The sequence below is a fragment of the Kitasatospora sp. NPDC093102 genome (genome assembly GCF_040683915.1).
GTDB lineage: Bacteria > Actinomycetota > Actinomycetes > Streptomycetales > Streptomycetaceae > Kitasatospora.
This window is the reverse complement of the sequence record NZ_JBFBFA010000007.1, coordinates 188850-212135: the sequence shown is the minus strand read 5'-3', so window position 1 is coordinate 212135 and position 23286 is coordinate 188850. Positions and strand designations below refer to the sequence as shown.

At 73.9% G+C, this 23286-nt stretch carries 15 protein-coding genes, 6 tRNA genes and 1 pseudogene; 14 read left to right on the top strand and 8 right to left on the bottom strand.

Going from position 1 to position 23286, the window contains the following annotated elements; translation table 11 throughout:
• The first annotated feature begins 62 nt into the window (after positions 1-62).
• From argH to cobA, 10 genes are all read left to right on the top strand, one after another.
• Positions 63-1487, top strand: coding sequence for an argininosuccinate lyase (gene argH / locus AB0O11_RS13165; RefSeq protein WP_363385192.1), 1425 nt, complete (start codon positions 63-65; stop codon positions 1485-1487).
• A gap of 130 nt (positions 1488-1617) precedes the next feature.
• Positions 1618-1875: a winged helix-turn-helix domain-containing protein gene (locus AB0O11_RS13160; protein ID WP_224279885.1), complete on the top strand. Its 258-nt coding sequence runs from the start codon at positions 1618-1620 to the stop codon at positions 1873-1875.
• A 204-nt stretch (positions 1876-2079) separates the two neighbouring features.
• Positions 2080-2580: a GNAT family N-acetyltransferase gene (locus AB0O11_RS13155; RefSeq protein ID WP_363385188.1), complete on the top strand. Its 501-nt coding sequence runs from the start codon at positions 2080-2082 to the stop codon at positions 2578-2580.
• A gap of 549 nt (positions 2581-3129) precedes the next feature.
• Entirely contained in the window at positions 3130-4155 is a 1026-nt protein-coding gene (locus AB0O11_RS13150; RefSeq protein WP_363385186.1) for an ATP-binding cassette domain-containing protein, read from the top strand.
• Positions 4152-4877 (top strand): methionine ABC transporter permease, encoded by a 726-nt coding sequence (locus AB0O11_RS13145; protein ID WP_363385183.1) that lies wholly within the window; start codon positions 4152-4154, stop codon positions 4875-4877. Before AB0O11_RS13150 ends, AB0O11_RS13145 begins: the two co-directional genes overlap by 4 nt.
• Before the next feature lie 57 nt (positions 4878-4934).
• The gene (locus AB0O11_RS13140; protein ID WP_363385180.1) at positions 4935-5759 is read left to right on the top strand and encodes a MetQ/NlpA family ABC transporter substrate-binding protein; all 825 of its coding nucleotides are present in this window, start codon (positions 4935-4937) and stop codon (positions 5757-5759) included.
• Positions 5760-5957: 198 nt separating this feature from the next.
• Positions 5958-6623 (top strand): GNAT family N-acetyltransferase, encoded by a 666-nt coding sequence (locus tag AB0O11_RS13135; protein ID WP_363385178.1) that lies wholly within the window; start codon positions 5958-5960, stop codon positions 6621-6623.
• A gap of 151 nt (positions 6624-6774) precedes the next feature.
• Positions 6775-8031 (top strand): precorrin-6y C5,15-methyltransferase (decarboxylating) subunit CbiE, encoded by a 1257-nt coding sequence (gene cbiE, locus AB0O11_RS13130; RefSeq protein ID WP_363385175.1) that lies wholly within the window; start codon positions 6775-6777, stop codon positions 8029-8031.
• A gap of 483 nt (positions 8032-8514) precedes the next feature.
• On the top strand, positions 8515-12348 hold the full coding sequence (gene cobT / locus AB0O11_RS13125; protein ID WP_363385172.1) for a nicotinate-nucleotide--dimethylbenzimidazole phosphoribosyltransferase: 3834 nt from the start codon (positions 8515-8517) through the stop codon (positions 12346-12348).
• Between the two features lie 101 nt (positions 12349-12449).
• Positions 12450-13697 (top strand): uroporphyrinogen-III C-methyltransferase, encoded by a 1248-nt coding sequence (gene cobA, locus AB0O11_RS13120; protein WP_363385169.1) that lies wholly within the window; start codon positions 12450-12452, stop codon positions 13695-13697.
• A 47-nt stretch (positions 13698-13744) separates the two neighbouring features.
• Here cobA and AB0O11_RS13115 read toward each other — a convergent pair whose 3' ends face one another.
• A complete protein-coding gene (locus AB0O11_RS13115; protein WP_363385166.1) occupies positions 13745-16486 on the bottom strand; it encodes a SpoIIE family protein phosphatase in 2742 nt (913 codons plus the stop codon).
• Between the two features lie 89 nt (positions 16487-16575).
• Between AB0O11_RS13115 and AB0O11_RS13110 the strand changes: the two genes are divergently transcribed.
• Complete coding sequence (locus AB0O11_RS13110) at positions 16576-17388, top strand: RNA methyltransferase (RefSeq protein WP_363385163.1); 813 nt, start codon at positions 16576-16578, stop codon at positions 17386-17388.
• Between the two features lie 764 nt (positions 17389-18152).
• On the opposite strand, the pseudogene AB0O11_RS13105 reads toward AB0O11_RS13110, so the two are convergent.
• Positions 18153-19439: pseudogene (locus tag AB0O11_RS13105) on the bottom strand (serine/threonine-protein kinase); the annotation flags it as partial.
• A 405-nt stretch (positions 19440-19844) separates the two neighbouring features.
• Here AB0O11_RS13105 and AB0O11_RS13100 point away from each other — a divergent pair.
• Positions 19845-20045 carry a hypothetical protein gene (locus AB0O11_RS13100; protein ID WP_363385160.1) on the top strand — a complete coding sequence of 67 codons (201 nt, stop codon included), beginning with the start codon at positions 19845-19847 and terminating at the stop codon, positions 20043-20045.
• A 295-nt stretch (positions 20046-20340) separates the two neighbouring features.
• Here AB0O11_RS13100 and AB0O11_RS13095 read toward each other — a convergent pair.
• The 6 genes from AB0O11_RS13095 to AB0O11_RS13070 form a co-directional block, all read right to left on the bottom strand.
• Positions 20341-20412: transfer RNA gene (locus AB0O11_RS13095), tRNA-Val, on the bottom strand.
• 41 nt (positions 20413-20453) lie between these two features.
• Positions 20454-20525: transfer RNA gene (locus AB0O11_RS13090), tRNA-Val, on the bottom strand.
• Between the two features lie 44 nt (positions 20526-20569).
• A tRNA-Val gene (locus AB0O11_RS13085) sits at positions 20570-20641 on the bottom strand.
• A 41-nt stretch (positions 20642-20682) separates the two neighbouring features.
• Positions 20683-20754 (bottom strand) — tRNA-Val (locus AB0O11_RS13080).
• Positions 20755-20788: 34 nt separating this feature from the next.
• A tRNA-Cys gene (locus AB0O11_RS13075) sits at positions 20789-20862 on the bottom strand.
• 40 nt (positions 20863-20902) lie between these two features.
• Positions 20903-20975 (bottom strand) — tRNA-Gly (locus AB0O11_RS13070).
• 319 nt (positions 20976-21294) lie between these two features.
• Between AB0O11_RS13070 and AB0O11_RS13065 the strand changes: the two genes are divergently transcribed.
• The gene (locus AB0O11_RS13065) at positions 21295-22380 is read left to right on the top strand and encodes a chorismate-binding protein (RefSeq protein ID WP_363385157.1); all 1086 of its coding nucleotides are present in this window, start codon (positions 21295-21297) and stop codon (positions 22378-22380) included.
• Between the two features lie 27 nt (positions 22381-22407).
• The gene (locus tag AB0O11_RS13060) at positions 22408-23238 is read left to right on the top strand and encodes an aminotransferase class IV (protein ID WP_363385154.1); all 831 of its coding nucleotides are present in this window, start codon (positions 22408-22410) and stop codon (positions 23236-23238) included.
• Positions 23239-23286: the final 48 nt, after the last annotated feature.

The following is a 23286-nucleotide window of genomic DNA, read 5'->3' as shown; positions in this document are numbered from 1 at the left end:
GTTTCATACACTGTCGTGCATACTTATGCCATCCGCTGCACATGCATGAAGGAGCCACCGCGATGACCGCCGAGCAGTCCTCCGACGTCCGCCTCTGGGGCGCGCGCTTCGCCGACGGCCCGTCCGAGGCGCTGGCCAGGCTCTCGGCCTCGGTCCACTTCGACTGGCGCCTCGCGTCGTACGACATCGCCGGCTCCAAGGCCCATGCCCGGGTCCTGCACAAGGCCGGCCTGCTCTCCGACGAGGAGCTGGCGGGCATGCTGGCCGGCCTGGACCGCCTGCTGGCCGACGTCGAGGCGGGCACCTTCACCGGCACCGTCGCCGACGAGGACGTGCACACCGCCCTGGAGCGCGGCCTGCTGGAGCGCCTCGGCCCCGACCTCGGCGGCAAGCTGCGGGCCGGGCGCTCGCGCAACGACCAGATCGCCACCCTGTTCCGGATGTACCTGCGGGACCACGCGAAGACCATCGGCGGCCTGCTGCTCGACCTCCAGCAGGCCCTGGTCGGGCTCGCCGAGGCGCACCCGGACACCGCGATGCCGGGCCGCACCCACCTCCAGCACGCCCAGCCGGTGCTGTTCGCCCATCACGTCCTCGCGCACGTGCAGGCCCTCGGCCGGGACGCCGAGCGGCTGCGCCAGTGGGACGCGCGCACCGCCGTGTCGCCGTACGGCTCCGGCGCACTGGCCGGCTCCTCGCTGGGCCTCGACCCGCAGGCCGTCGCCGCCGACCTCGGCTTCGAGGGTGGTTCGGTCGGCAACTCCATCGACGGCACCGCCTCGCGCGACTTCGTCGCCGAGTTCGCCTTCGTGACCGCGATGATCGGCATCAACCTCTCCCGGATCGCGGAGGAGGTGATCATCTGGAACACCAAGGAGTTCGGCTTCATCACGCTGCACGACGCCTTCTCCACCGGTTCCTCGATCATGCCGCAGAAGAAGAACCCGGACATCGCCGAGCTCGCCCGCGGCAAGTCCGGCCGGCTGATCGGCAACCTGACCGGCCTGCTGACCACCCTCAAGGCGCTGCCGCTCGCCTACAACCGGGACCTCCAGGAGGACAAGGAACCGGTCTTCGACTCCTGCGACACGCTGGAGGTGCTGCTGCCGGCGTTCACCGGGATGATGGCCACCCTCACCGTGCACCGGGAGCGGCTGGAGGAGCTGGCCCCGGCCGGCTTCTCGCTCGCCACCGACATCGCCGAGTGGCTGGTCAAGCAGGGCGTGCCGTTCCGGGTCGCGCACGAGGTGGCCGGCGCCTGCGTCAAGGTCTGCGAGGCCGAGGGCATCGAGCTGTCCGACCTGACGGACGAGCAGTTCGCCGCGATCTCGGGGCACCTGACGCCCGAGGTGCGCTCGGTGCTCAGCGTCCACGGAGCCATCGCCGCCCGCAACGGCCGCGGCGGAACCGCCCCCTCGGCGGTCGCGGTCCAGCTCGCCGAGGTGAAGGCGGACCTGGCGCGGCAGCGGGAGTGGACCCTGAGCTGATCCCTGACGGGGTGGGGGCTGATCTCCCGCAGGGCGCGGAAGGGGCGCGGCGGTCCGACCGGCGCGCCCCTCCGGCGTCCGCGCCCCGGCCCGGGCGTAACCGGCCCCGCCCCGGGCCGTCATGCACGGTGTGTGCACCGCCCTCCCGCCCGTCCCCTCCGCCGAGGACGTCTACCTCGCCGACCGTCGCCGCCGCGTGGTCCGCGAGACCGTCGCCGCCCTGCCCGGCCGCTGCCCGCAGCTGATCGCCGCCCTGGCCGAGGACCCGCCGCCCACCTACCGTGAGCTCTCCGAGCGGCTCGGCATGCCCCGCGGCTCGATCGGCCCCACCCGTTCCCGCTGCCTGGCCTGCCTGCGGATGCTGCTCCACTCGGAGCGGTACCCCTGAGCGGAACCCGTGCGACCGGACGGAACCGGTGCGGCACGGGAGGTGACCCTCCTCACGTCCGCCCCCGCGAAGGTTGAGGGAACCTGACACCCGGGTAGAGCGCTGGCGAACGCAGCTCTTGACGGTGACGCGATCACTCGGATACTGAGCGTGAGCGCGCCACCCTCTGCGCGCCGGGCACGACGACTGGGGAGGCCCCTCCACATGGGCATGAGCGTGATCATCTCGGCTGCGGAGGCCGAGGACGCGGAGCAGATCCTCAAGCTCCAGTACCTCGGCTACCAGCCCGAGGCCGAGCTGTACGGCGACTGGGCGATCGAACCCCTGACGCAGAGCCTGGAGAGCCTGCGCGCCGAACTGTCCGAGCAGCACGTCCTGGTCGCCCGGCTGGGCGACGAGGTGGTCGGCGCCGTCCGCGGCCACGTCGGCGTCGACGGCGTCGGCCGGATAGGGCGTCTGGTCGTCCATCCGCGGATGCAGCGCCACGGCCTCGGTGGCCGGCTGCTGGACGCACTGGAGCGCCGCATGGCCCAGGACGGCCCGGTGAGCACGTACCAGCTGTTCACCGGCCACCGCAGCCTCGGCAACCTGCGGCTGTACGCCCGCCAGGGGTACCGTCAGACCCGGGTCGAGCAGGTCAACAGCCGGCTGAGCTTCGTCCACCTGGAGAAGCCCGCTGCGCCGCCGCTCGCCGCGACGGCCTGAGCCCGCCCCCCTGCGCGGTTCCCGGCGCCGTCACCATCCGGACCACCGGTGGCGGCGCCGAGCCGTGTCCGCGCTGGTAGCAGCGCTGCATGTCCGCATTGCGGACAGCTCCGAGAAATAATTGGGCGGAAAACGACCCATCTGTTTTACTGGCTCACATGACTGCGACGACGAACTGGACCCCCACCGGCACCCTGCCGGCAGGTGAGCGTGCCATGTGTCGTCGAATGTGTCACTGCTGAGGGCCACCGCCCCCGGCACCCCGCTGAGGTGCCTCCCCCTCGCGCCCCGAAGCGAGACTCCGGCGTCGCTCCCGCCCGTGTGAGCGCGTCCCTCCTCCCGGACCCCTTCCCTCCGCCGTGCCCGCCCACCCGCGGGCCCGGGTGAACTCGTCAGGGCCACGCCGTCGTGCGCCCGGCCGTCCACGGCCGCGAGCAGGGGATGGCACGTCCGGACCCTCCCGGCGCAGCGCCGTGACGACGCCGCCGACCGCAGAACCGGTCGGTTGGTCGCCCCACGCCGCCCGCCCCCGACCCACGGAAAGCCGCTGTGATCACCACCACGGACCTGACCAAGGTCTACCGTTCCCGAGGCCGCGAGGTGACCGCCCTCGCCGGCGTCGACCTGCACGTCCGCCCGGGCGAGGTCTACGGAGTCGTCGGCACCAGCGGTGCCGGCAAGTCCACCCTCATCCGCTGCGTGAACATGCTGGAGCGCCCGACCTCCGGCACGGTCACCGTGGACGGGGTCGAGCTCACCGCCCTGTCCGGCGGAGAGAACCGGGCCGGCCGCGAGCTGCGCGAGGCCCGCCGCCGGATCGGCATGGTCTTCCAGCACTTCAACCTGCTCTCCTCGCGGACGGTGCAGCAGAACGTCGAGCTCCCGCTGGAGATCATCGGGCTGGACCGCACCGAGCGCCGCCGCAAGGCCGCCGAGCTGCTCGACCTGGTCGGCCTCGCCGACAAGGCCCGCAGCTACCCCAACCAGCTCTCCGGCGGGCAGAAGCAGCGCGTCGGCATCGCCCGGGCGCTGGCCGGCGACCCCAAGGTGCTGCTCTCCGACGAGGCCACCTCGGCGCTCGACCCGGAGACCACCCGCTCGATCCTCAAACTGCTGCGCGACCTCAACCAGCAGCTGGGCCTCACCGTCCTGCTGATCACCCACGAGATGGACGTGATCAAGTCCGTCTGCGACTCCGCCGCCCTGATGCGCGGCGGCCGGGTGGTCGAGTCCGGCGAGCTCACCGACCTGCTGGCCAAGCCCGGCTCGGAGCTGGCCCGCGAACTGTTCCCGCTCAGCGAGTTCGGCACCGGCCACCCCGGCTCCACGGTGCTGGAGATCACCTTCCAGGGCGACAGCTCGGCCCAGCCGTTCGTCTCCCAGCTCGCCCGCACCTACCAGATCGACATCAACATCCTCGGCGCCGCGGTGGAGACCATCGCCGGCCGGATGGTCGGACGGATGCGGGTCGAGCTGTCCGGCAGCCACCAGGACAACGTGGTGCCGATCGGCTACCTGCGCGAGCAGGGACTGCAGGTGGACGTGATAGGTGCGGCGAACGGAGCGGTGGCATGACCTGGGACCAGATGCAGGAGCTGATGTGGCCCGCCACCCAGGAGACCTTCCAGATGGTCGGGGTGTCCGCGCTCGTCACCGTGCTGCTCGGCCTGCCGCTGGGCGTGCTGCTGGTGCTCACCGACAAGGGCGGCCTGCTGGCCAACCGGGCCGTCAACAAGGCCATCGGCTTCGTCGTGAACATCGCCCGCGCGGTGCCGTTCATCATTCTGATGATCGCGCTGATCTCCTTCACCCGCTGGCTGGTCGGCACCTCCATCGGCTGGCAGGCGGCGACCGTGCCGCTGACCATCGGTGCCGTCCCGTTCTTCGCCCGCCTGGTCGAGACCTCCGTCCGTGAGGTCGACCGGGGCCTGGTCGAGGCGGTCCAGTCGATGGGTGGCAGCACCTGGACGATCGTCCGCAAGACCCTGCTGCCCGAGGCCCTGCCCGGCATCGTGGCCTCGGTCACCACCACGGTCATCACCCTGATCGGCTACTCCGCGATGGCCGGCACGGTCGGCGGCGGCGGCCTCGGCACCCTCGCCGTCAACTACGGCTACCAGCGCTTCGAGACCGCCTTCATGTGGGTCATCGTGGCCGAGCTGGTGATCATCGTCACCGCCGTCCAGCTGATCGGCGACTTCGCCGTCCAGCGGCTCTCCCACCGCGGCCGCATCGGCGGCCGGACCAGGCTGCTCGGCCGCGCGACTGCTCCCGACAAGGACCTCGTCGCCTCCTAGACCTCCCTCGTCCGACCCCGGACGCGGCTCCCCGTTCCACGCAGAAAGGCACTTTTCGTGCGCAACGCCCTGAAGTTCACCAGCATCCTCGCCACCGCCGGCGTCGCCCTCTCGCTCGCCGCCTGCGGCAGCTCCGGGTCCTCCTCCTCGGACGCGAACGCGCCGCTCAAGGTCGTGGCCAGCCCCACCCCGCACGGCCAGATCCTGAAGTACGTCAAGGACAACCTCGCGGAGAAGGCGGGCCTCAAGCTCGACATCAAGGAGGTCACCGACTACGTGACCCCCAACACGGCGGTGCAGGACGGTTCGGCCGACGCCAACTTCTTCCAGCACGTCCCGTACCTGGAGGACTTCAACAAGAAGCACGGCACGAACATCGTGTCGGTCGAGCCCGTGCACCTGGAGCCGCTGGGCGTCTACTCCAAGAAGGTCAAGGCGATCACCGACCTGCCGGACGGCGCCACCATCGGTCTGCCGAGCGACGCCACCAACGAGGGCCGCGCGCTCAAGCTGCTCGCCGACAACAAGCTGATCACCCTCAAGGACGGCGTCACCACCGCCGCCACCCCGGCGGACGTGACCGGCAACCCGAAGAACTTCAAGTGGAAGGAACTGGAGGCCGCCCAGCTGCCCCGCTCCGTCGCCGACCTCGACGCCGCCGTCATCAACGGCAACTACGCGATCGACTCCGGCCTGAAGCCGGCCACCGACGCCCTGGTGCTGGAGAAGGCCGACGGCAACCCGTACGCCAACATCCTCGCGGTCAAGAAGGGCAAGGAGAACGACCCGCGGGTCAAGAAGCTGGCCGAGCTGCTGCACTCCGACGAGGTCAAGAAGTACATCGACGACACCTTCCAGGGCTCGGTCATCCCGGCCTTCTGAGCCGTGCTCCGCTCGACGTCCTGATCCCGACCGGGCCCCCGCCGCACCTCGGCGGGGGCCCGGTCGGGCAGTATGCAGCAGGGACACTCCGGCCGACCGCGATCTGACGTACCGTCGTGCGGGCGGCGCACCACGTGACACCGGGGGCACACCGGAGGCGTACGGTGTTGTGTTCACGACCCGGCGAGGAGAGACGGCATGGCAGCGAGCTTCCCCGAGACCGCCATCAGCACCGAACGGCTGCTGCTTCGGCCCCTGGCGGAGGACGACGCCCCCGGCCTGGCCACGATGATGGCCGACGACCTCGTGCTCGCCTGGACGGACCTGCCGCACCCCTTCACCGAGGAGTACGCGGCCGAGCTCGCCCGCACCCTCGCCCCCGCCCACCGGACCGCCGGCCGCGGCATCGTCTTCGCCGTCACCGAGCACCTGACCCAGCGCCTGGTCGGCCTGGTCGAACTGCGCAACACCGACTGGCGGCTGCGCAGCACCGAGATCTCCTACGTCACCGCCGTCTGGGCGCGCGGCGAGGGCTACGCCCCGGAGGCCGTCCTCGGCGTCGCCCAGTGGCTGTTCGAGGACCGCGGCTTCCTGCGCCTGGAGCTGCGCACCGCCGCCGGGAACACCGCCGCCCAGCAGGTCGCCCAGAAGATCGGCGGCATCAGCGAGGGCGTGCTGCGCAGCGCCTGGATAGTCCGCGGGGAGTCCGGCGAGGTGGTCGTGGGGGAGCCTCCCGGCCGCCAGGCCGGGGGAGAGAGCCGCAGCGACCTCATCCTGTGGAGCCTGCTCCCGGAGGACCTGGAGTCGCCCGAGCTGCACCGCGAAGGCTGGCACGGCGACCACCGCTACGTGCTGCGCGACTGAGCGCCGCCGGCCCCCACCCGTCTGCTGTTCACCCGGCGCGGACATGTGTGCGAGATGTCATGGTCCGGGGGATCGCACCCGGTAGCCTCTGCACCGGCGCCGCACGACGGCGGATCGAGTGGTGCACCGAGTCGAGGGAGAACGGCCGCAGATGGCTGACCGGATCACGGTCATCGGGTGGGACGGCACCCCGCTGACCGAGGCCGCCGGCGCGGCCCTGGCCGCGGCGACCCTGGTGGCGGGCGCCCCCTACCAACTGAACGCCCTTCCGGTGCCGGAGTCCGCCGAGCGGATCACCCTCGGCAACATCCAGCACGCCGCCCGCAGGATCGCCGAGCACCGCGGCGCCGCCGTCGTGGTCGCCGAGGGCGACCCGGGCTTCTTCGGGGTGGTGCGCACCCTGCGCCGTCCCGAGTACGGCCTCGAACTGGAGGTGCTGCCCGCCGTCTCCTCGGTGGCCGCGGCCTTCGCCCGGGCGGGCATGCCCTGGGAGGACGCCCAGGTGGTCAGCGCGCACGGCGGACGGCTGCGCCGCGCGGCCAACATCTGCCGGGCCCACCCCAAGGTCGCGGTGCTCACCGCGCCGGGCGCCGGGCCCGCCGAACTCGCCCTGATGCTGCGCGGGGTGCACCGGACCTTCGTGGTCTGCGAGGCCCTCGGCACCCCCGACGAGGACGTCACCGTCCTCACCTCCGACCGGATCGCCGACCACGTGTGGCGCGACCCCAACGTGGTGCTGGTGATCGGCGGCGGCGCCCAGGCCGGGGCGGTGGGCGAGGCGGCCGGCTGGCTCGCCGGGCGCCCGGTCGGCTACCCCGGCGCGGAACGCGGCTGGGCGCTCCCAGGCCACGCCTACGCGGGCGCCGGGCGCGCGGAGGGCGAATCGGGCGCGCCGGAAGCACTGCCCGCCCATGTGCGCGCCCTGGTACTGGCCCGTCTGGGTGCACGTCCCGGAGACCTGGTCTGGTCGGTCGGCGCCGGCAGCGGAGCCCTCGCGGTGGAGGCGGCCCGGTTCGGTGCCGCCGTGGTCGCGGTCGAGGGCTCCCGCTCGGCCTGCGCCCGGCTGACCGTCAACGCCCGCCGCTACGGCGTCGAGGTGGAGGCGGTGTACGGGAGCGGCCCCGAGGTGCTGGGCGGGCTGTCGGAGCCGGACGCGGCGGTGGTGGAGTCCGGCGGCCTCGACGTGGTGCGCGCGGTGCTGGCCCGCCGGCCGGAGCGGTTCGTCGCGCTGCCCCGGACCCTCGCCGAGGCGGAGGAGGTCCGCCGGGCGATCGTCGGGGCCGGCTACCGGGCGGACGGCGCGCTGCTCCAGGCGACCCCGTTGCGGCCGGTGGGGGAGGGTGACGGGCTGACGCTGGGGGCGGGAGGAACCGGCGCGCTGGTGCTCTGGGGTGAGCAGATCGTGTGAAGGCCGTGGGCGCGCGCCGGGACCGTCCGGTGGCGTCGACGGTGATCCAGGTCGCATCCGGACACCGATTCGAGAGGTGACCGCGCCGGGCCGGTAGTGTGACGTCCTGGACGGTTGCATCTGTCGGCGACCCACCCGATTCGGTCGGTTTGTCACCTTTTTGACGTGGTGCAATCCGATTCCGCTCGGAGCGTGGGCAATTCGACGGGCCGTGTGCCGGACCTGGAGAATGTCGTAGGGTCCGGTGCGGTCGTGCCGGTTGCTCCGGCTTGTCGTTGTTTCAGACGATGTGCCGCCCCGTACGGGCGGTGCGCCGGGCCGGGGTGCCGCAGTGCGCCGGATGGACTTGGGCCGCAGCGCCACGGCGCGGCGGCCGCGTGTGGTTAGGGGCGGGCCGGTGCTGGTTCGGCCCGTGCGGATGGGCGCTGCGATCGGTGATCGTGTCGCCGAGGGCGCGGCAGCGGCCTGGAAGGAGCTTTGACAATGACCGATGGCGGCCACGTCCCGGGCGAGGGAATGCCCGAGCACCTGCACGCCGGGCCGGACCCGCTCGGCGGACCGGAGGGCGTCGCGGGCGTTGCACCCCTCCAGGGCGTCGCGACGGACGGCGGTGCGATCCCCAACCCGGTGGCCCCGATCAGCGGCGTCCCCGGTGCGATGCCCCCGGGTGCGGGCGTCATCCCGCCGCAGGGTCAGCACGGCTACGGCGTTCCCGGTGTGCCCCAGCCCGGCCACCCCGGCGAGGGCTGGGCCGTCGACCAGGGTGCCCCGCGTCCGGCCTTCCACTTCCTCGACCAGCCCGACACGCCGGACGGCCTGGACGACGATGACGACGTGCTGCTGATGCCCGGCCCGCAGGGTTCCTGGGGCGAGCCGGCCGTCCCGGCCGAGCAGGTGCCGCTCGCGCCGCAGCAGGACGGCACACCGGTCGAACCCTCCTGGCCGCCGGTGGACCCGCCGGTGCTCGGTGCCGAGCACGCCGTCCAGCAGCAGCCCGTCCAGATGCAGCCGCAGCAGCCGATGACGCAGGCTCAGCAGCCGCGCCGGCCGCTGCACGCCGGTCCGCCGATCCCGGACCCCTCGCTGATGACCGGCCAGGTGCCGGTCCGCTCGCTGGCCGACCGCGGCCCCTCGCAGGGCGGCACGCCCGCGCACGGCATCCCGGTGGTCGGCCGCCCGCCGATGGCCGAGGCCGCCGCCCCGGTTCCGGCTGCCGCGCCGCAGGCCGTCCCGGTGGCGCCGGGCACTCCGGCAGCCCCGGGGGTTCCGGTCGTGGACGGGCAACAGCTGCCGCAGGCACAGGACTTCCACCAGGTTCAGCAGGTGCCGCTGGTCGCGCCGCCGGTCGAGGCCGTGCTGGCCGTCGAGACGGTCGGGGCGATCGAGGTGATCGAGGTCGTCGAGACTCCGGAGGCCGTCCAGGCCGCCGCGGTCCAGCCCGCTCAGGACGTGACGGCCCCCCAGGCTGCCGCAGAGGCCGTCACGGTCGCGCCGCAGGCCGTCGTGGCCGAGCCGGTCCCGGCCGAGACCGCCCAGCCGGTGGCCGAGCCCGCCGTCGCCGAGACGGTCGTCGCCGAGGCCGCTGGTGTCGCGCCCGCCGACGCCGCGACCGTCGCTGCCGAGGGTGCTGCCGCCGACGGCGCCGCCGTGCCCGTCGAGCAGCCCGAGGCGGCGGCCCCGGCCGGTCAGCCGCGCCGGATCTCCGCCTTCCTTGCCGCGCCCACCCCGCACGGCCTGCCCAAGGTCGGCGCGGCCGAGCAGGCTCCGGTCGCCGAGGAGGCGGCCCCGCAGCAGCCCGCGCCCATAGCGGCCGCCGACGCGCCGCAGGCCGTCGAGGCCGCCCCGGTTGCCGAGGTCGTCGAGGTCGTCGAGGTCGTCGAGCAGGCCCACCCGGCCGGGACCACGCCGGAGGCCGCCGTCGAGCCGGTCGCCGAGACCGCCGCGGGCACCGGCGAGATGCCCTCCGGCCAGGCCGTCACCGAGCCCGCCGCCGAGGCCGAGCAGCCGCAGCAGCAGGCCGAGGCACCTGCCGAGCAGGCTGCGGAACCGACGGCCGAGGCACCCACCGAGGCCGCCACCGCCGCTGCCGAACCGGTCGCCGATGCTCCGGCCGAGGCCGCTCCCGAGGAGCAGGCCGCTCCCGAGACGGAGACGGCGCAGCCCGCCGGAACCGTCGAGGAGCCCGCCGTCGCCGAGGCAGTCGAGCCGGTCGGGGAGGAAGGCGCACCCGCCGAGGGCATCGCCGAGCAACCCGCCACGCCGGAGGCCGAGGCCCCCACAGAGCCGGCCGCCGAGCAGGCGCAGGCCGAGCCCGTTGCCGTCGTCGCAGAGCCCGTGGCCGTCGTCGCAGAGCCCGCTGCCGAGGCCGAGCCCGTCCAGGAGCCCGCCGCCGAGGCCGAGCCCGCCGCCGAGGCGCCCGCCGAGGGCGTTGCCGAGCAGCCGCAGGCGGAGCAACCCGCCGCCGAGAACCCGGAGGCCGCCGAGGCCCCCGAGGCACAGCCCGCGGCCGAGGAGGCGCAGGAGCAGCCGGAGCAGCAGCCCGAGGAGCCTGCCGAGCCGCGCGGCCCGGCCGCTCCCGGCTACGACGAGGCCGGCCGCGAGGCCGTCCACCAGGTGATCCGCGAGCGCCGCGACGTGCGCAACGGCTTCCGCCCGGACCCGATCCCGCACGAGGTGCTGATCCGCGTCCTGGAGGCCGCCCACACCGCGCCCAGCGTCGGCTACTCGCAGCCCTGGGACTTCGTGGTGATCCGCTCGGCCAAGACCCGCAGGCGGATGCACGCCCTGGCCGAGCGCCAGCGCGAGGCGTACGCGGACTCGCTGCCCAAGGGCCGGGCCAAGCAGTTCAAGGAAATCAAGATCGAGGCCATCCTCGACACCCCGGTCAACATCGTGGTGACCGCCGACCGCACCCGCGGCGGCCGGCACACCCTGGGCCGGCACACCCAGCCGCAGATGGCCCCGTACTCGGCCGCCCTGGCCGTCGAGAACCTCTGGCTGGCCGCCCGCGCCGAGGGCCTGGGCGTCGGCTGGGTGAGCTTCTTCGATGACGAGGAACTGGTCCGCGAGCTCGGCCTGCCCGAGCACCTGGAGGTCGTCGCCTACCTGTGCGTCGGCTACGTCGACGAGTTCCCGGACGAGCCCGAGCTGGAGCAGCAGGGCTGGGCCAAGAAGCGCCCGCTGTCCTGGGTCGTCCACGAGGAGCAGTACGGCAACCGCGCGCTGCCCGGCGAGGAGCCGCAGAGCCTGCTCGCCGAGACCCTGCGCGGCATCCGCCCGCTGGACGCCAAGGCGCTCGGCGAGGCCTGGGACCGGCAGAAGCGGATGACCAAGCCGGCCGGCTCGCTCGGCATGCTGGAGATCATCTCCGCCCAGCTGTGCGGCCTGTCCCGCAAGTGCCCGCCGCCGATCCCGGAACCCGCCTGCGTGGCGATCTTCGCCGGGGACCACGGCGTGCACGCCCAGGGCGTCAGCCCCTGGCCGCAGGAGGTGACCGCCCAGATGGTCGGCAACTTCCTGGCCGGGGGAGCGGTGATCAACTCCTTCGCCAAACAGATCGGCACCGAGGTCTGCGTGGTCGACGTCGGCGTCGCCGCCGAACTGCCGGACGCCGTCCAGCAGGGCCGCGCCACCGGCCTGCTGCCGCGCAAGGTCCGCCCCGGCACCGCCGACATGACCCAGGGCCCGGCGATGACCCGGGAGGAGGCCCTCAAGGCCATCGAGGTCGGCATCGAGACCGCCCGCGACCTGGTCGCGGCGGGCAACAAGGCGCTGGTCACCGGCGACATGGGGATCGCCAACACCACCGCCTCGGCCGCCCTGATCTCGGTGTTCACCGGTCTCGACCCGGCCGAGGTCACCGGCCGCGGCACCGGCATCGACGACGAGACCCACGCCCGCAAGATCGAGGTCATCCGCGCCGCGCTGGCCCTGCACCAGCCCGACCCGAGCGACCCGGTCGGCGTCCTCGCCGCCGTCGGCGGCCTGGAGCACGCCGCCCTGGCCGGTTTCCTGCTGGGCGCCGCGTCGCTGCGCACCCCGGTGGTCCTGGACGGCATCATCGCCGGTTCGGCCGCGCTGGCCGCCAAGGCCATCGCCCCCGAGGTGCTGGCCGCCTGCATCGCCGGCCACCGCTCCGCCGAGCCCGGCCACCAGGCCGCACTGGCGAAGCTCGGTCTGCGCCCGCTGATCGACCTGGACCTGCGGCTCGGCGAGGGCACCGGTGCCCTGCTGGCCCTGCCGCTGGTGCAGAGCGCGGCCCGGGCGATGCACGATGTAGCGACCTTCGACTCCGCCGGGGTCACGGAGAAGGCCTGACGCACCCGTCACCGCTCCGCGGACCGGCCCGAGGGCGCGCCGGACCGCGGAGCGGTGCCGTACCGTCCCCACACCTCACCCCCCGATCAGGAGCACCGCCGATGACCGCGCCCACCCCGCACCCGAGCACCGAGGGCCGCACCCCCTACCCGGTCGGCCTGCTGCTGGCCGGCCGCCGCGTCGTCGTGGTCGGCGGCGGCCAGGTCGCCCAGCGGCGGCTGCCCGCCCTGATCGCCTCCGGTGCCGAGCTGCACCTGATATCGCCGGTCACCACCCCGGCCGTCCAGGCCATGGCCGACGCCGGCGAGCTCACCTGGCACGCCCGCCCGTACCGGGACGGCGACCTGGCCGGCACCTGGTACGCCCTGGTCGCCACCGACGACCCGGCCGTCAACGAGGCGGTCAGCGCCGAGGCCGAGCGCGAGCGGGTGTTCTGCTCCCGCAGCGACGACGCCGCGGCGGCCACTGCCTGGACCCCGGCCAGCGGGCGCGATGCGGGCGCCACCGTCGCCGTCCTCACCGGCGACCCGCGCCGCTCCGCCGCCCTGCGCGACGCCATCGTGGACGGCCTGCGGGACGGCTCGCTGGCCGCCCGCCAGTACCGTTCGCACGGGGCCGGCGTGGCCCTGGTCGGCGGCGGCCCCGGCGACCCGGACCTGATCACCGTGCGCGGCCGACGGCTGCTCGCCGACGCCGACGTGGTCGTCACCGACCGCCTCGCCCCGCGCGAACTGCTCGCCGAACTGCCCGAGCACGTCGAGGTGATCGACGCCTCCAAGATCCCGTACGGCCGGTTCATGGCCCAGGAGGCGATCAACCGCACGCTGGTCGAGCAGGCCAAGGCCGGCAGGTTCGTGGTCCGGCTCAAGGGCGGCGACCCGTACGTCTTCGGCCGCGGCGGCGAGGAACTGCTGGCCTGCGCGGAGGCCGGGCTGCCGGTCACCGTGGTGCCCGGGATCTCCAGTTCGATCAGCGTCCCCGCCGCGGCCGGCGTCCCGGTCACCCACCGCGGCATGACCCACGAGTTCACCGTGATCTCCGGCCACGTCGGCCCGGACGACGAGCGTTCGCTCACCAATTGGGAGGCCGCCGCGAAGATGAGCGGCACCCTGGTGCTGCTGATGGCCGTGGACAAGATCGGTGCGATCGCCGCCCGGCTGGTGGAGTACGGCCGGTCGGCGGACACTCCGGTCGCGATCGTCCAGGAGGGCACCACCGCCGCCCAGCGCCGGGTGGACGCCACCCTCGGCACCGTCGCCGCGGTGGTCGAGGCCGAGGGCGTCAAGCCCCCGGCGGTCATCGTCGTCGGCGATGTCGTCAACGTGCTGGCCGCGGCCTTCCGGCCGTAGGCACGTGTGGAGCGGGAAGCCGGCTGGTCCGACTTCCCGCTCCACGGCTACTCCAGCGGCTGCTCCGTCCAGATGACCTTCCCGGTCGCCGTGTAGCGCGTCCCCCAGCGCTCCGCGAACTGCGCGACCAGGAACAGCCCGCGCCCGCCCTCGTCCTCGGTCGCCGCGTACCGCAGGTGCGGCGAGGTGCTGCTGCCGTCCGACACCTCGCAGATCAGCGAACGGTCCCGCAACAGCCGCACCCGGATCGGCCCGGCACCGTACCGGATCGCGTTGGTCACCAGCTCACTCAGGATCAGCTCGGTCACGAACGCGGCCTCCACCAGCCCCCAGGCCGTCAGACGCTCCGCCACCGCCGCCCGGACCTCGCCCACCGCGGCCGGGTCGGAGGGCACCTCCCACTGCGCCACCCGGTCCGGCGCCAGCACCCTGGTCCGCGCCACCAGCAGCGCGATGTCGTCCTGCGGGTGCTCCGGCAGCATCGCCCCGAGCACGTCCACACAGGTCTGCTCGGGCGTCCGCGGCGGCCCGGACAGCGCCGCCCGCAGCAGTTCCAGCCCCTCGTCGATGTCCCGCTCGCGGCCCTCCACCAGCCCGTCGGTGTACAGCACCAGCCGGCTGCCCTCGGCCAGCTCCAGCTCGGCGGTCTCGAACGGCAGCACCGCCAGCCCCAGCGGCGGCCCGGTCGGCAGCTCCGGGAACACCACCCGGCCCTGCGGGTCCACCACGGCCGGCGGCGGGTGCCCGGCGGTGGCCAGCGTGCAGCGCCGCGACACCGGGTCGTAGATCGCGTACAGGCAGGTCGCCCCGGCCAGCTCCGCGTGTTCACCGCCCGCCGCCTCGTCCTGGTCGATCCGGGTCACCAGCTCGTCCAGGTGCCCCAGCAGTTCGTCCGGCGGCAGGTCCAGGGTCGAGAAGTTGTGGATCGCGGTGCGCAGCCGGCCCATCGTCGCCGCCGCGTGCAGCCCGTGCCCCACCACGTCCCCGACCACCAACGCCACTCGCGCGCCCGGCAGCGGGATCACGTCGAACCAGTCCCCGCCCACCCCGGCCTGGGCCGGCAGGTAGCGGTGCGCCACGTCCAGCGCGGTCTGCTCCGGCAGCCTGCGCGGCAACAGGCTGTGCTGGAGCGTCACGGCCATGGTGTGCTCCCGGGTGTAGCGGCGGGCGTTGTCGATGCACACCGCCGCGTGCGCCACCAGCTCCTCGGCCAGCGCCAGGTCCTCCGCCTCGAACGGCTCCGCCCGCTGCGCCCGCCAGAACCGGGCCACCCCCAGCAGTGCCCCGCGGGCCCGCAGCGGCACCCTCACCAGCGAGTGCACCCCGTACGCCAGCACCTGAGCCGACTGCTCCGGGTCCTGCTCCCGCCACCGGGTGGCCTCCGGCAGGTGCGGCTCGATACCCGGCTCCCCGTTGCGCAGCACCCCGGCCAGCGGCGTCGCGGGCACCACGTCCAGCACCGTGCCGACCGGGTAGAACGGCGCGTCGTCCCGTACGCCGGCCACCGCGGCACGGCGCATCCGCCCCAGCAGGGAGCCCGGCGGCGGTTCCTCGCCGGTCAGCACCTGGTCCGCCAGGTCCACCGTGACGAAGTCCGCGAACCGCGGCACCGCGACCTGCGCCAGCTCCTCCGCCGTGCGCGTCACGTCCAGCGTGCTGCCCACCGTCACCCCGGCGTCGTACAGCAGCCTCAGCCGCCGCTGCGCGCGGTCGGCCCGGCCGGACAGCGCCGCCAGCTCGGTGGAGTCGCGCAGCGTGGCGACGCAGCCGGGCGGGCCGCCCGCCCGGCCGATCAGCCGGACGTTCACCGCCAGCAGCCGCTCCCCGGACAGCACCACCTCGTCGGTCACCGGGCGGTCGGCGGTCAGCAGCTCCAGCGGTGCCTGCTCCAGGCCCAGCTCGGCCACCGGGCGGCCCTCGGCGTCCGGCGGCAGGTCCAGCAGCCGACGAGCCTCGTCGTTGCAGAGCAGCAGCCGCCCGTCCCCGCCGACGATCATCACGCCCTCGCGCACCGCGTGCAGCACCGCCGCGTGGTGCTCGTACATCCTGGTCATCTCGACCGGGCCCAGCCCGTGCGTCTGGCGCCGCAGCCGCCGGCTGATCAGCGCCGTCCCGAGGGTGGCCAGCCCCACCGCGGCCGCCGCCGCGCCCAGCACCACCGGCAGCTGGCGGTCGCTCGTGCTGCTGACGTTCCTCAGCGTGATCCCCGCCGAGACCGCCCCGACCACCGAGCCGTCCGGCGCGTACACCGGGACCACCGCCCGCACCTGCGAGCCGAGCGTGCTCGTGAGCTGCTCCGTCACCACGTGGCCGTGCAGCGCGGGCTCGTAGGTGCCGACGAACCTCTGGCCGATCCGCGCAGGGTTCGGGTGGGTGTAGCGGATCCCCTGGTCGTTCAGTACGACGACGAAGTCCACACCCGAGGCGACCCGTGCGGCCTCCGCACTCGGCTGCAGGACGGCCGTCGGGTCGGGGGAACGCAGCGCGGCGACGATGCCCGCGGAGTTGGCGAAGGACTGCGCCACCGCCACCGAACGGTTGCGCGCCTCGTGCTCGGCGTCGCTGTGGGACTGCACCACCAGTGCCACCGCTGCCGCCACCACCACCAGCAGCACGACGAGGATCTGGAGCGCGAACACCTGGCCCGCCACCGACCGGTGCCACACCGGCCACCGCCGCTTCGCGCGTGGCAGCTGTGGCCGACCGTGTGGGCGCCCACCGGACGAGCCGGCGGAGCCAGTGGCGCCAGAGGCCGACGCAGCCCAGGATCGGCCCGGATTTCGGGCCATATGGCCATGTTTGCACTACGGCCAGCCGAGGACCACCTCGTTCTCCCGGCCGTTTGGTCTTCCCCGCCCGGGCTTGGCAAGATCGCAGGGTGTCCGAACCCCACACCATCACCGACCCGGCCGACCCCCGACTCGCCGACTACACCGGCCTCACCGACGTCGAGCTGCGCCGCCGCCGCGAACCCGCCGAGGGCCTCTTCATCGCCGAGGGGGAGAAGGTCATCCGCCGCGCCCTCGCCGCCGGCTACCGGATGCGGTCGATGCTGCTCACCCCCAAGTGGCTGGAGGTGATGGGCGACGTCATCGCCGAGGCCGACGCCCCCGTCCACGTGGTCGAGCCCGCGCTCGCCGAAGCCGTCACCGGCTACCACGTGCACCGCGGCGCCCTCGCCTCGATGGAGCGCAAGCCCCTCCCGGACGCCGCCCACGTGCTCGCCGGGGCCCGCCGGGTTGCGGTGCTGGAGGGCCTGGTCGACCACACCAACCTCGGCGCCATCTTCCGCAGCGCCGCCGCCCTCGGCATGGACGCCGTCCTGCTCTCGCCCGACTGCGCCGACCCGCTCTACCGGCGCGCCGTCAAGGTCTCCATGGGCGCCGTCTTCGCGGTCCCGTACGCCCGCCTGGACCCTTGGCCCGCCGCGCTCGACACCGTCCGCGAGGCCGGCTTCACCCTGCTCGCCCTCACCCCCGCAGAAGCCGCCGTCGACCTCCACACCCTCGCCCCGCACGGCCTCCCCAAGGCCGCCCTCATGCTCGGCGCCGAGGGCGACGGCCTCACGCCCCGCGCCATCGCCGCCGCCCACCACCCCGTCCGGATCCCCATGGCCCACGGGATCGACTCCCTCAACGTCGGCGCCGCCGCAGCCGTGGCCTTCTACGCCGTGACCACCCCCACCCCATAACCTCTCCCGCCCCACCACCGGGGCGTGTCGAGGTGTTGCCCCAGCGGCCGCGCCACCGCCTGGCCGCTGCCGACAGCGCTGCGCCAGAGGCCGGCCCGTCCGACTTCCCGCGGTCAGCCCGCGGGGGCGGTGGGCGGGGCCGGAGCGGCGGCGGGGGGCGGGGTGGTGGCGCCGGGCCAGGATTCGTCGAGGGTGCCGTCGGGGCGGACGGTGTAGCGGGTGGAGGTGACGGTGCCGGTGGCGGCCGCGCGTTCCTCGCGGACGACCGTGCTGCCGTCCAGTCGCCAGGCGGCCGTCGCCTGCGGGTCCGCCACCGAGGTGCGGGAGGCGGTGGCGACCGGGGTGTCCCCGGTGAAGGTGAAGAGCTGGACGAGGTCGACCGGCGCCGAGCCCTCCGCCCGCCGCAGGACGACCACCGCGGCCGGCTGGCCCTTGTACCGCGCCGGCAGCACCGCGCTCAGTGCGACCTGCGGCCCGGCCCCGACCGAGTGCCCGTTCTGCAGTGCGATGGCAGCCCCGCCGGCCCCGTCGGGGTAGCTGCGGTTGGGCCAGTCCACCGCAGGCACCGGCGCCTGCGGCGCCGTCAGCCCGGCGTCCGTGGCCCCGCGCGCCGCTGCCGGGAGCGGCGCGGTCGAGGACTGCCGCGCGACGTCCGCCGACGACCCCGGCACCGCCTGCTCGCCGCCGCCCGTACCGCTGTTGGCGCCGGAGCCCGCGCTCGACACCACTCCGGTCGGGGGCCGCACGCTCTGGTTGTCCCGGTTCTCGCACCCCTGCGCCGCCGCGATGGCCAGGGCCACGCCGATGGTCACCGTGACGAAGACCACCAGCCGCTGCCGGAGCAGCCGCTGCCGGGAGGTGCCGGGCCGCCCGCCGGGGGAGGGGGTGTGCTGGCGGTCCCTGGGCCGCGCCGCCCGGTCGCGGGGGCCGGGGCGGACCGGGGGCGGGGTCTGCGGACGGTCCGGACGCTCCCGCAGCGGGCGGGTCACCGGCGTCGCCTCGGGCCGGGGGACGGGAGCGGCGGGCCCCGGCGGGCGCCGTCCGCCGGCCCCCGCCGCCTGTGCGCCGGGGCGGACGGCCGCCGCCCGGGCCCGCGCCGCGGCGGGCGGCTCGGGCGCACGCCCGGGGGCCGGCACGCCCGGACGGCCGTTCTCCTGCTGGGCCGGAGCCGGTGCCGGGGCGCCCCGTCCGGGTCGTGCGCTGCGGGTCCCGCCGCCGGAGCCCGCCGCCGCACCGCGCGCCGCCAGCTCGCTGAGCCGCTCGTGCAGCGCGGCGGCCCCGGGCCGTTCGGCGGGCTCCTTGGCCAGGCAGGCCCGGACCAGCGGTGCCAGTTGCGGCGGCAGCGCCGAGAGGTCGGGTTCCTCGTGGACGACCCGGTACAACATCACCTCGGAGGACGCCCCGGACCCGAACGGGGTGTCCCCGGTGAGCGCGTACGCGAGCGTGGCTCCGAAGGCGAACACGTCGGTGGCGGGTGTGACGGCGGCTCCGCGGACCTGTTCGGGCGCGAGGAAGCCGGGGGAGCCGACCGCGGTGCCGACGTGGGTGAGCGTGCTGGCGCCGCGTGACCACGCGATGCCGAAGTCGATGATCCGCGGGCCCCGGGGCGAGAGCAGGATGTTGGACGGTTTCAGGTCCCGGTGGACCACCCCCGCCTCGTGCACCTTGACCAGCCCGTCGGCCAGTGCGGCCCCGATCCGGGCCGCCTCGGGCCAGTTCAGCGGTCCCTCGTCGCCGACCCGTTTGTAGAGCGAGGGCCCCGGCACGTACGCGGTGGCCAGCCAGGGCCGGTCGGTCTCGATGTCCGAACCGACGACGCGCGCGGTGCAGCCGCCCCGGATCCGGGAGGCGGCGGCGATCTCGCGGGCGAAGCGGGTGCGGAACTCCTGGTCCTCGGCGAGCTCGGCGCGGATCAGCTTGAGGGCCACGCGCTGCCCGCGGCGGTCGGATCCGAGGTACACCACGCCCATGCCGCCGGCGCCCAGTCGCCGGTGCAGGCGGTACGGCCCGACGATGCGGGGGTCCTCACGCCTCAGCCGCATCATCGCCATGTCTCGTTCCCCGTCAGCCTGTGGGTGAGGCCCCGTCGGTTGGGCCATCGTCAGTTCCTGTCCGGCACAGCTTACGGACTGCCCGCTGCGGTGTGCTGATACGCAACACCTGAAGCCACCGTGCGATTGTCCGATCTTGCACTGACCCACAGGTCACAGGGTCGCCGAAGGGCTTCTCGGGGTTCTCCCTCAGGGTTCCCTCGGGGGTCGGATGAGACTTCCGTCCCCCTGCGGTAGTAGTCGCGGAGTCCGATCGTCATCCTCCGGGACGTCCGAGGAACAGTACGACGGCATGACGCCCGGAGAGCCCCTGACCAATAGCGTTGTGTTCAGCGGTGGACGGGGAGCTCGTCCCCCGAGGTAAGCCGTCCACCGCGCCAACTCGACCGGATCAGGAGCAAGGAAATGCCACCGCAGCTCACGGGAACCTCCCGCCGCCGTCGGCCGGCCTTCGTCCAGCCCCGGTCCGCCGAGCAGCCCACGCGGCACCCCGCCGTGGCGCTGGCCATGGCCCTGCCGTGTGCGGTGCTCCTGGTGCTGCTCTTCGGCGGGTGGGAGCAGATGGCGAACCAGGCCCAGGCCGTCGCCGATCTGATCAGCCGCTGAGCAGGACGAAGAAGGAGACGCCGGCCCCGACGGGCCGGCCGAAGACGGGCACCGATCCCCTGGGGACGGGGAACGGTGCCGCCGGGGAGGCCGCGGCCGCGATGACACGCGGACGGGCGAGAGCGGCGCGCAGAGCGCCCCGGCAGGCGGAGATGCCGCGTACGGACGTCGGTGAGGGCGTCCGTACGCGGCTCTTCTCTTTCCCCGCTGCTTTCCCCGGCGCCCGAAGCCACCGAACAGGACGACAAACGGCCGGGGCCGCGACCCTCACGGATCGCGGCCCCGGCCGTTACTGTGCGCGATACTGGGATTGAACCAGTGACCCCTACCGTGTCAAGGTAGTGCTCTCCCGCTGAGCTAATCGCGCCTGATGTGGCGGTCCTGCAGCAGATCCCGAGGGATCCGACGTGCGCGATACTGGGATTGAACCAGTGACCCCTACCGTGTCAAGGTAGTGCTCTCCCGCTGAGCTAATCGCGCCTGGTGCGGCGGTGTTGCAGCAGGCCCCGGAGGGCCCGTTACTGTGCGCGATACTGGGATTGAACCAGTGACCCCTACCGTGTCAAGGTAGTGCTCTCCCGCTGAGCTAATCGCGCCTGATGTGGCGGTCCTGCAGCAGATCCCGGGGGATCCGACGTGCGCGATACTGGGATTGAACCAGTGACCCCTACCGTGTCAAGGTAGTGCTCTCCCGCTGAGCTAATCGCGCGGGGAGGCCCTCCGGTGGAACCGGGGGAACCTCTTGGAGGTGGAGACGGGATTTGAACCCGTGTACACGGCTTTGCAGGCCGTTGCCTCGCCTCTCGGCCACTCCACCAGGCAACGCATGAAGAACGATCTTACACTGTTCTCCATCGAGCGGACGACGAGATTCGAACTCGCGACCCTCACCTTGGCAAGGTGATGCTCTACCAACTGAGCCACGTCCGCCTGTCTCCCGGGATCCTCACCGACTTTTCTCGGCTGCGCTCCCCGGCGACGTGTTGAACTCTAGCGGATTCCCGGGCCAGCTAAAAATCCGTTCCCGCAGCATGCCGAGGGGATGACCGGTGAGTGCCGTCCCGTCAGCCCTCCCGGCCGGTCACCGGCCACCACCTGCGGCACTTCCGGACGATCATCGGCAGGTCACCAGGCGCACACCCGCGCGACGCACACAGCTGCTCGTGCGCGGGGGCGCGGGCCCGGCCCGGCCCACGCCCCCCGACCTACACTTCAGACACCGCCCCCAGCACCACCGCGCAGGAGAACCGTGTCCGGCCACCCCGACCCCCGCACCCCGCTCGCCCGCTTCGGCGGCCGCCTGGCCACCGGACTGCGCGACGTCACCTCGGACCCGGCGGCCCTCGACTCCGCCGGCTACTGGGCCGTCGCCTACGACTTCGAGGGCCGCCTCACCTGTGCCCGCTTCGACGAAGTCCGCCCCGCCCCCGCCCCGCCCTCCGGCGCCGGCTGGCGCGGACCGGAGGCCGGCAGCTGGCACAGCTCCCTCGACCGCGCCGCCTACACCGCGGGCGTCCGCCGCATCCGCGAGCACATAGCCGCCGGCGAGGTCTACCAGGCCAACCTCTGCCGGGTGCTGTCCGCACCGCTGCCCGAACCGGACCGCAGCGACGTCGACGCCCTCACCGGCCTCCTCGCCCACGGCAACCCCGCCCCCTACGCCGGCACCATCCGCCTGCCCGGGCACGGCGTCGAGATCGCCACCGCCTCGCCCGAGCTCTACCTGCGCCGCACCGGCCGCACCGTCTCCTCCGGCCCGATCAAGGGCACCGGCCGCACCGAGGACGACCTCCTCGACAAGGACCACGCCGAGAACGTGATGATCGTCGACCTGGTCCGCAACGACCTCGGCCGGGTCTGCGAGACCGGCAGCGTCACCGTCCCCGACCTCTGCGCCGTCGAGAAGCACCCCGGCCTGGTCCACCTGGTCTCCACCGTCGAGGGCACCCTGCGCGAGGGCGCCGGGTGGCCCGAACTCCTCGACGCCACCTTCCCGCCCGGTTCCGTCACCGGCGCCCCCAAGTCCAGTGCCCTGCGGATCATCGAAGCGCTGGAGACCGCCCCGCGCGGCCCGTACTGCGGCGCCGTCGGCTGGGTCGACGCCGACCGCGGCGAGGCCGAACTCGCCGTCGGCATCCGCACCTTCTGGATCGACCGGACGGACCCCGACGCACCCGTCCTGCGCTTCGGCACCGGCGCCGGCATCACCTGGGGCTCCGACCCCGAGCGCGAATGGGCCGAAACCGAACTGAAGGCCGCCCGCCTGGTCGCGATAGCGTCGGGCAGTGAGCCCGGTGGCGAATCCGGCAGCGGATCCGACCCGACCAGGGCCTGAGCCCCTACCGCCCAGGAGCAGCATCCGATGCACAACCGCACCACGAGCTGGGTCAACGGCGCCCTCGTCGACTCCGCCGACGCGGCCGTCTCGGTCCTCGACCACGGCCTCACCACCGGCGACGGCGTCTTCGAGACCCTGAAGACGGTCGACGGCCGGGCCTTCGCGGTCACCCGCCACCTCGACCGCCTCACCCGTTCCGCCCGCGGACTCGGCCTGGCCGACCCCGACCACGACCTGGTCCGCGAGGCCTGTGCCCAGGTCCTCGCCGCCAACCCGGCACCGCTCGGCCGGCTGCGCATCACCTACACCGGCGGCAACAGCCCGCTCAGTTCCGAGCGCGGCACCACCGGCCCCACCCTGGTCGTCGCCCTCAGCGCGATCGGCCACCGCCCCGACGAGACCGCCGTCGTGGTCGTCCCCTGGCGCCGCAACGAGCACAGCGCCGTCGCCGGCCTCAAGACCACCTCGTACGCCGAGAACGTCGTCGCCCTGGCCGCCGCCCACCGCGCCGGCGCTTCCGAGGCCCTGCTCGCCAACACCGCCGGACTGCTCTGCGAGGGCACCGGCTCGAACGTCTTCGTGGTCGTCGACGGCCGCCTCCTCACCCCCACCCTGGCCTCCGGCTGCCTGGCCGGCATCACCCGGCAGCTCGTCATCGACTGGTGCGGCGCCGAGGAGACCGACCTCCCGCTCGGCGTACTCCGGGACGCCGAGGAGGTCTTCCTGACCTCCACCACCCGCGAGGTCCAGGCCGTCACCCGCGTCGACGACCGCGAACTGCCCGGCGTCGGCCCCGTCACCGCCAAGGCGATGGCCGTCTTCACCGAGCGCAGCGGCGACGACCTCGACCCGTGATCCCCGACCGGGGGAGAGCGCACGGTGGATAACCTCCCGCGCAAGGGG

What these genes read in the sequence shown, in the direction of transcription:
- argH (WP_363385192.1), top strand. Translation starts at nt 63, where the DNA reads ATGACCGCCGAGCAGTCCTCCGACGTCCGCCTCTGGGGCGCGCGCTTC.
- AB0O11_RS13155 (WP_363385188.1), top strand. Translation starts at nt 2,080, where the DNA reads ATGGGCATGAGCGTGATCATCTCGGCTGCGGAGGCCGAGGACGCGGAG.
- AB0O11_RS13145 (WP_363385183.1), top strand. Translation starts at nt 4,152, where the DNA reads ATGACCTGGGACCAGATGCAGGAGCTGATGTGGCCCGCCACCCAGGAG.
- AB0O11_RS13135 (WP_363385178.1), top strand. Translation starts at nt 5,958, where the DNA reads ATGGCAGCGAGCTTCCCCGAGACCGCCATCAGCACCGAACGGCTGCTG.
- cbiE (WP_363385175.1), top strand. Translation starts at nt 6,775, where the DNA reads ATGGCTGACCGGATCACGGTCATCGGGTGGGACGGCACCCCGCTGACC.
- cobT (WP_363385172.1), top strand. Translation starts at nt 8,515, where the DNA reads ATGACCGATGGCGGCCACGTCCCGGGCGAGGGAATGCCCGAGCACCTG.
- cobA (WP_363385169.1), top strand. Translation starts at nt 12,450, where the DNA reads ATGACCGCGCCCACCCCGCACCCGAGCACCGAGGGCCGCACCCCCTAC.
- AB0O11_RS13115 (WP_363385166.1), bottom strand. Translation starts at nt 16,486, where the DNA reads ATGGCCCGAAATCCGGGCCGATCCTGGGCTGCGTCGGCCTCTGGCGCC.
- AB0O11_RS13100 (WP_363385160.1), top strand. Translation starts at nt 19,845, where the DNA reads ATGCCACCGCAGCTCACGGGAACCTCCCGCCGCCGTCGGCCGGCCTTC.
- AB0O11_RS13060 (WP_363385154.1), top strand. Translation starts at nt 22,408, where the DNA reads ATGCACAACCGCACCACGAGCTGGGTCAACGGCGCCCTCGTCGACTCC.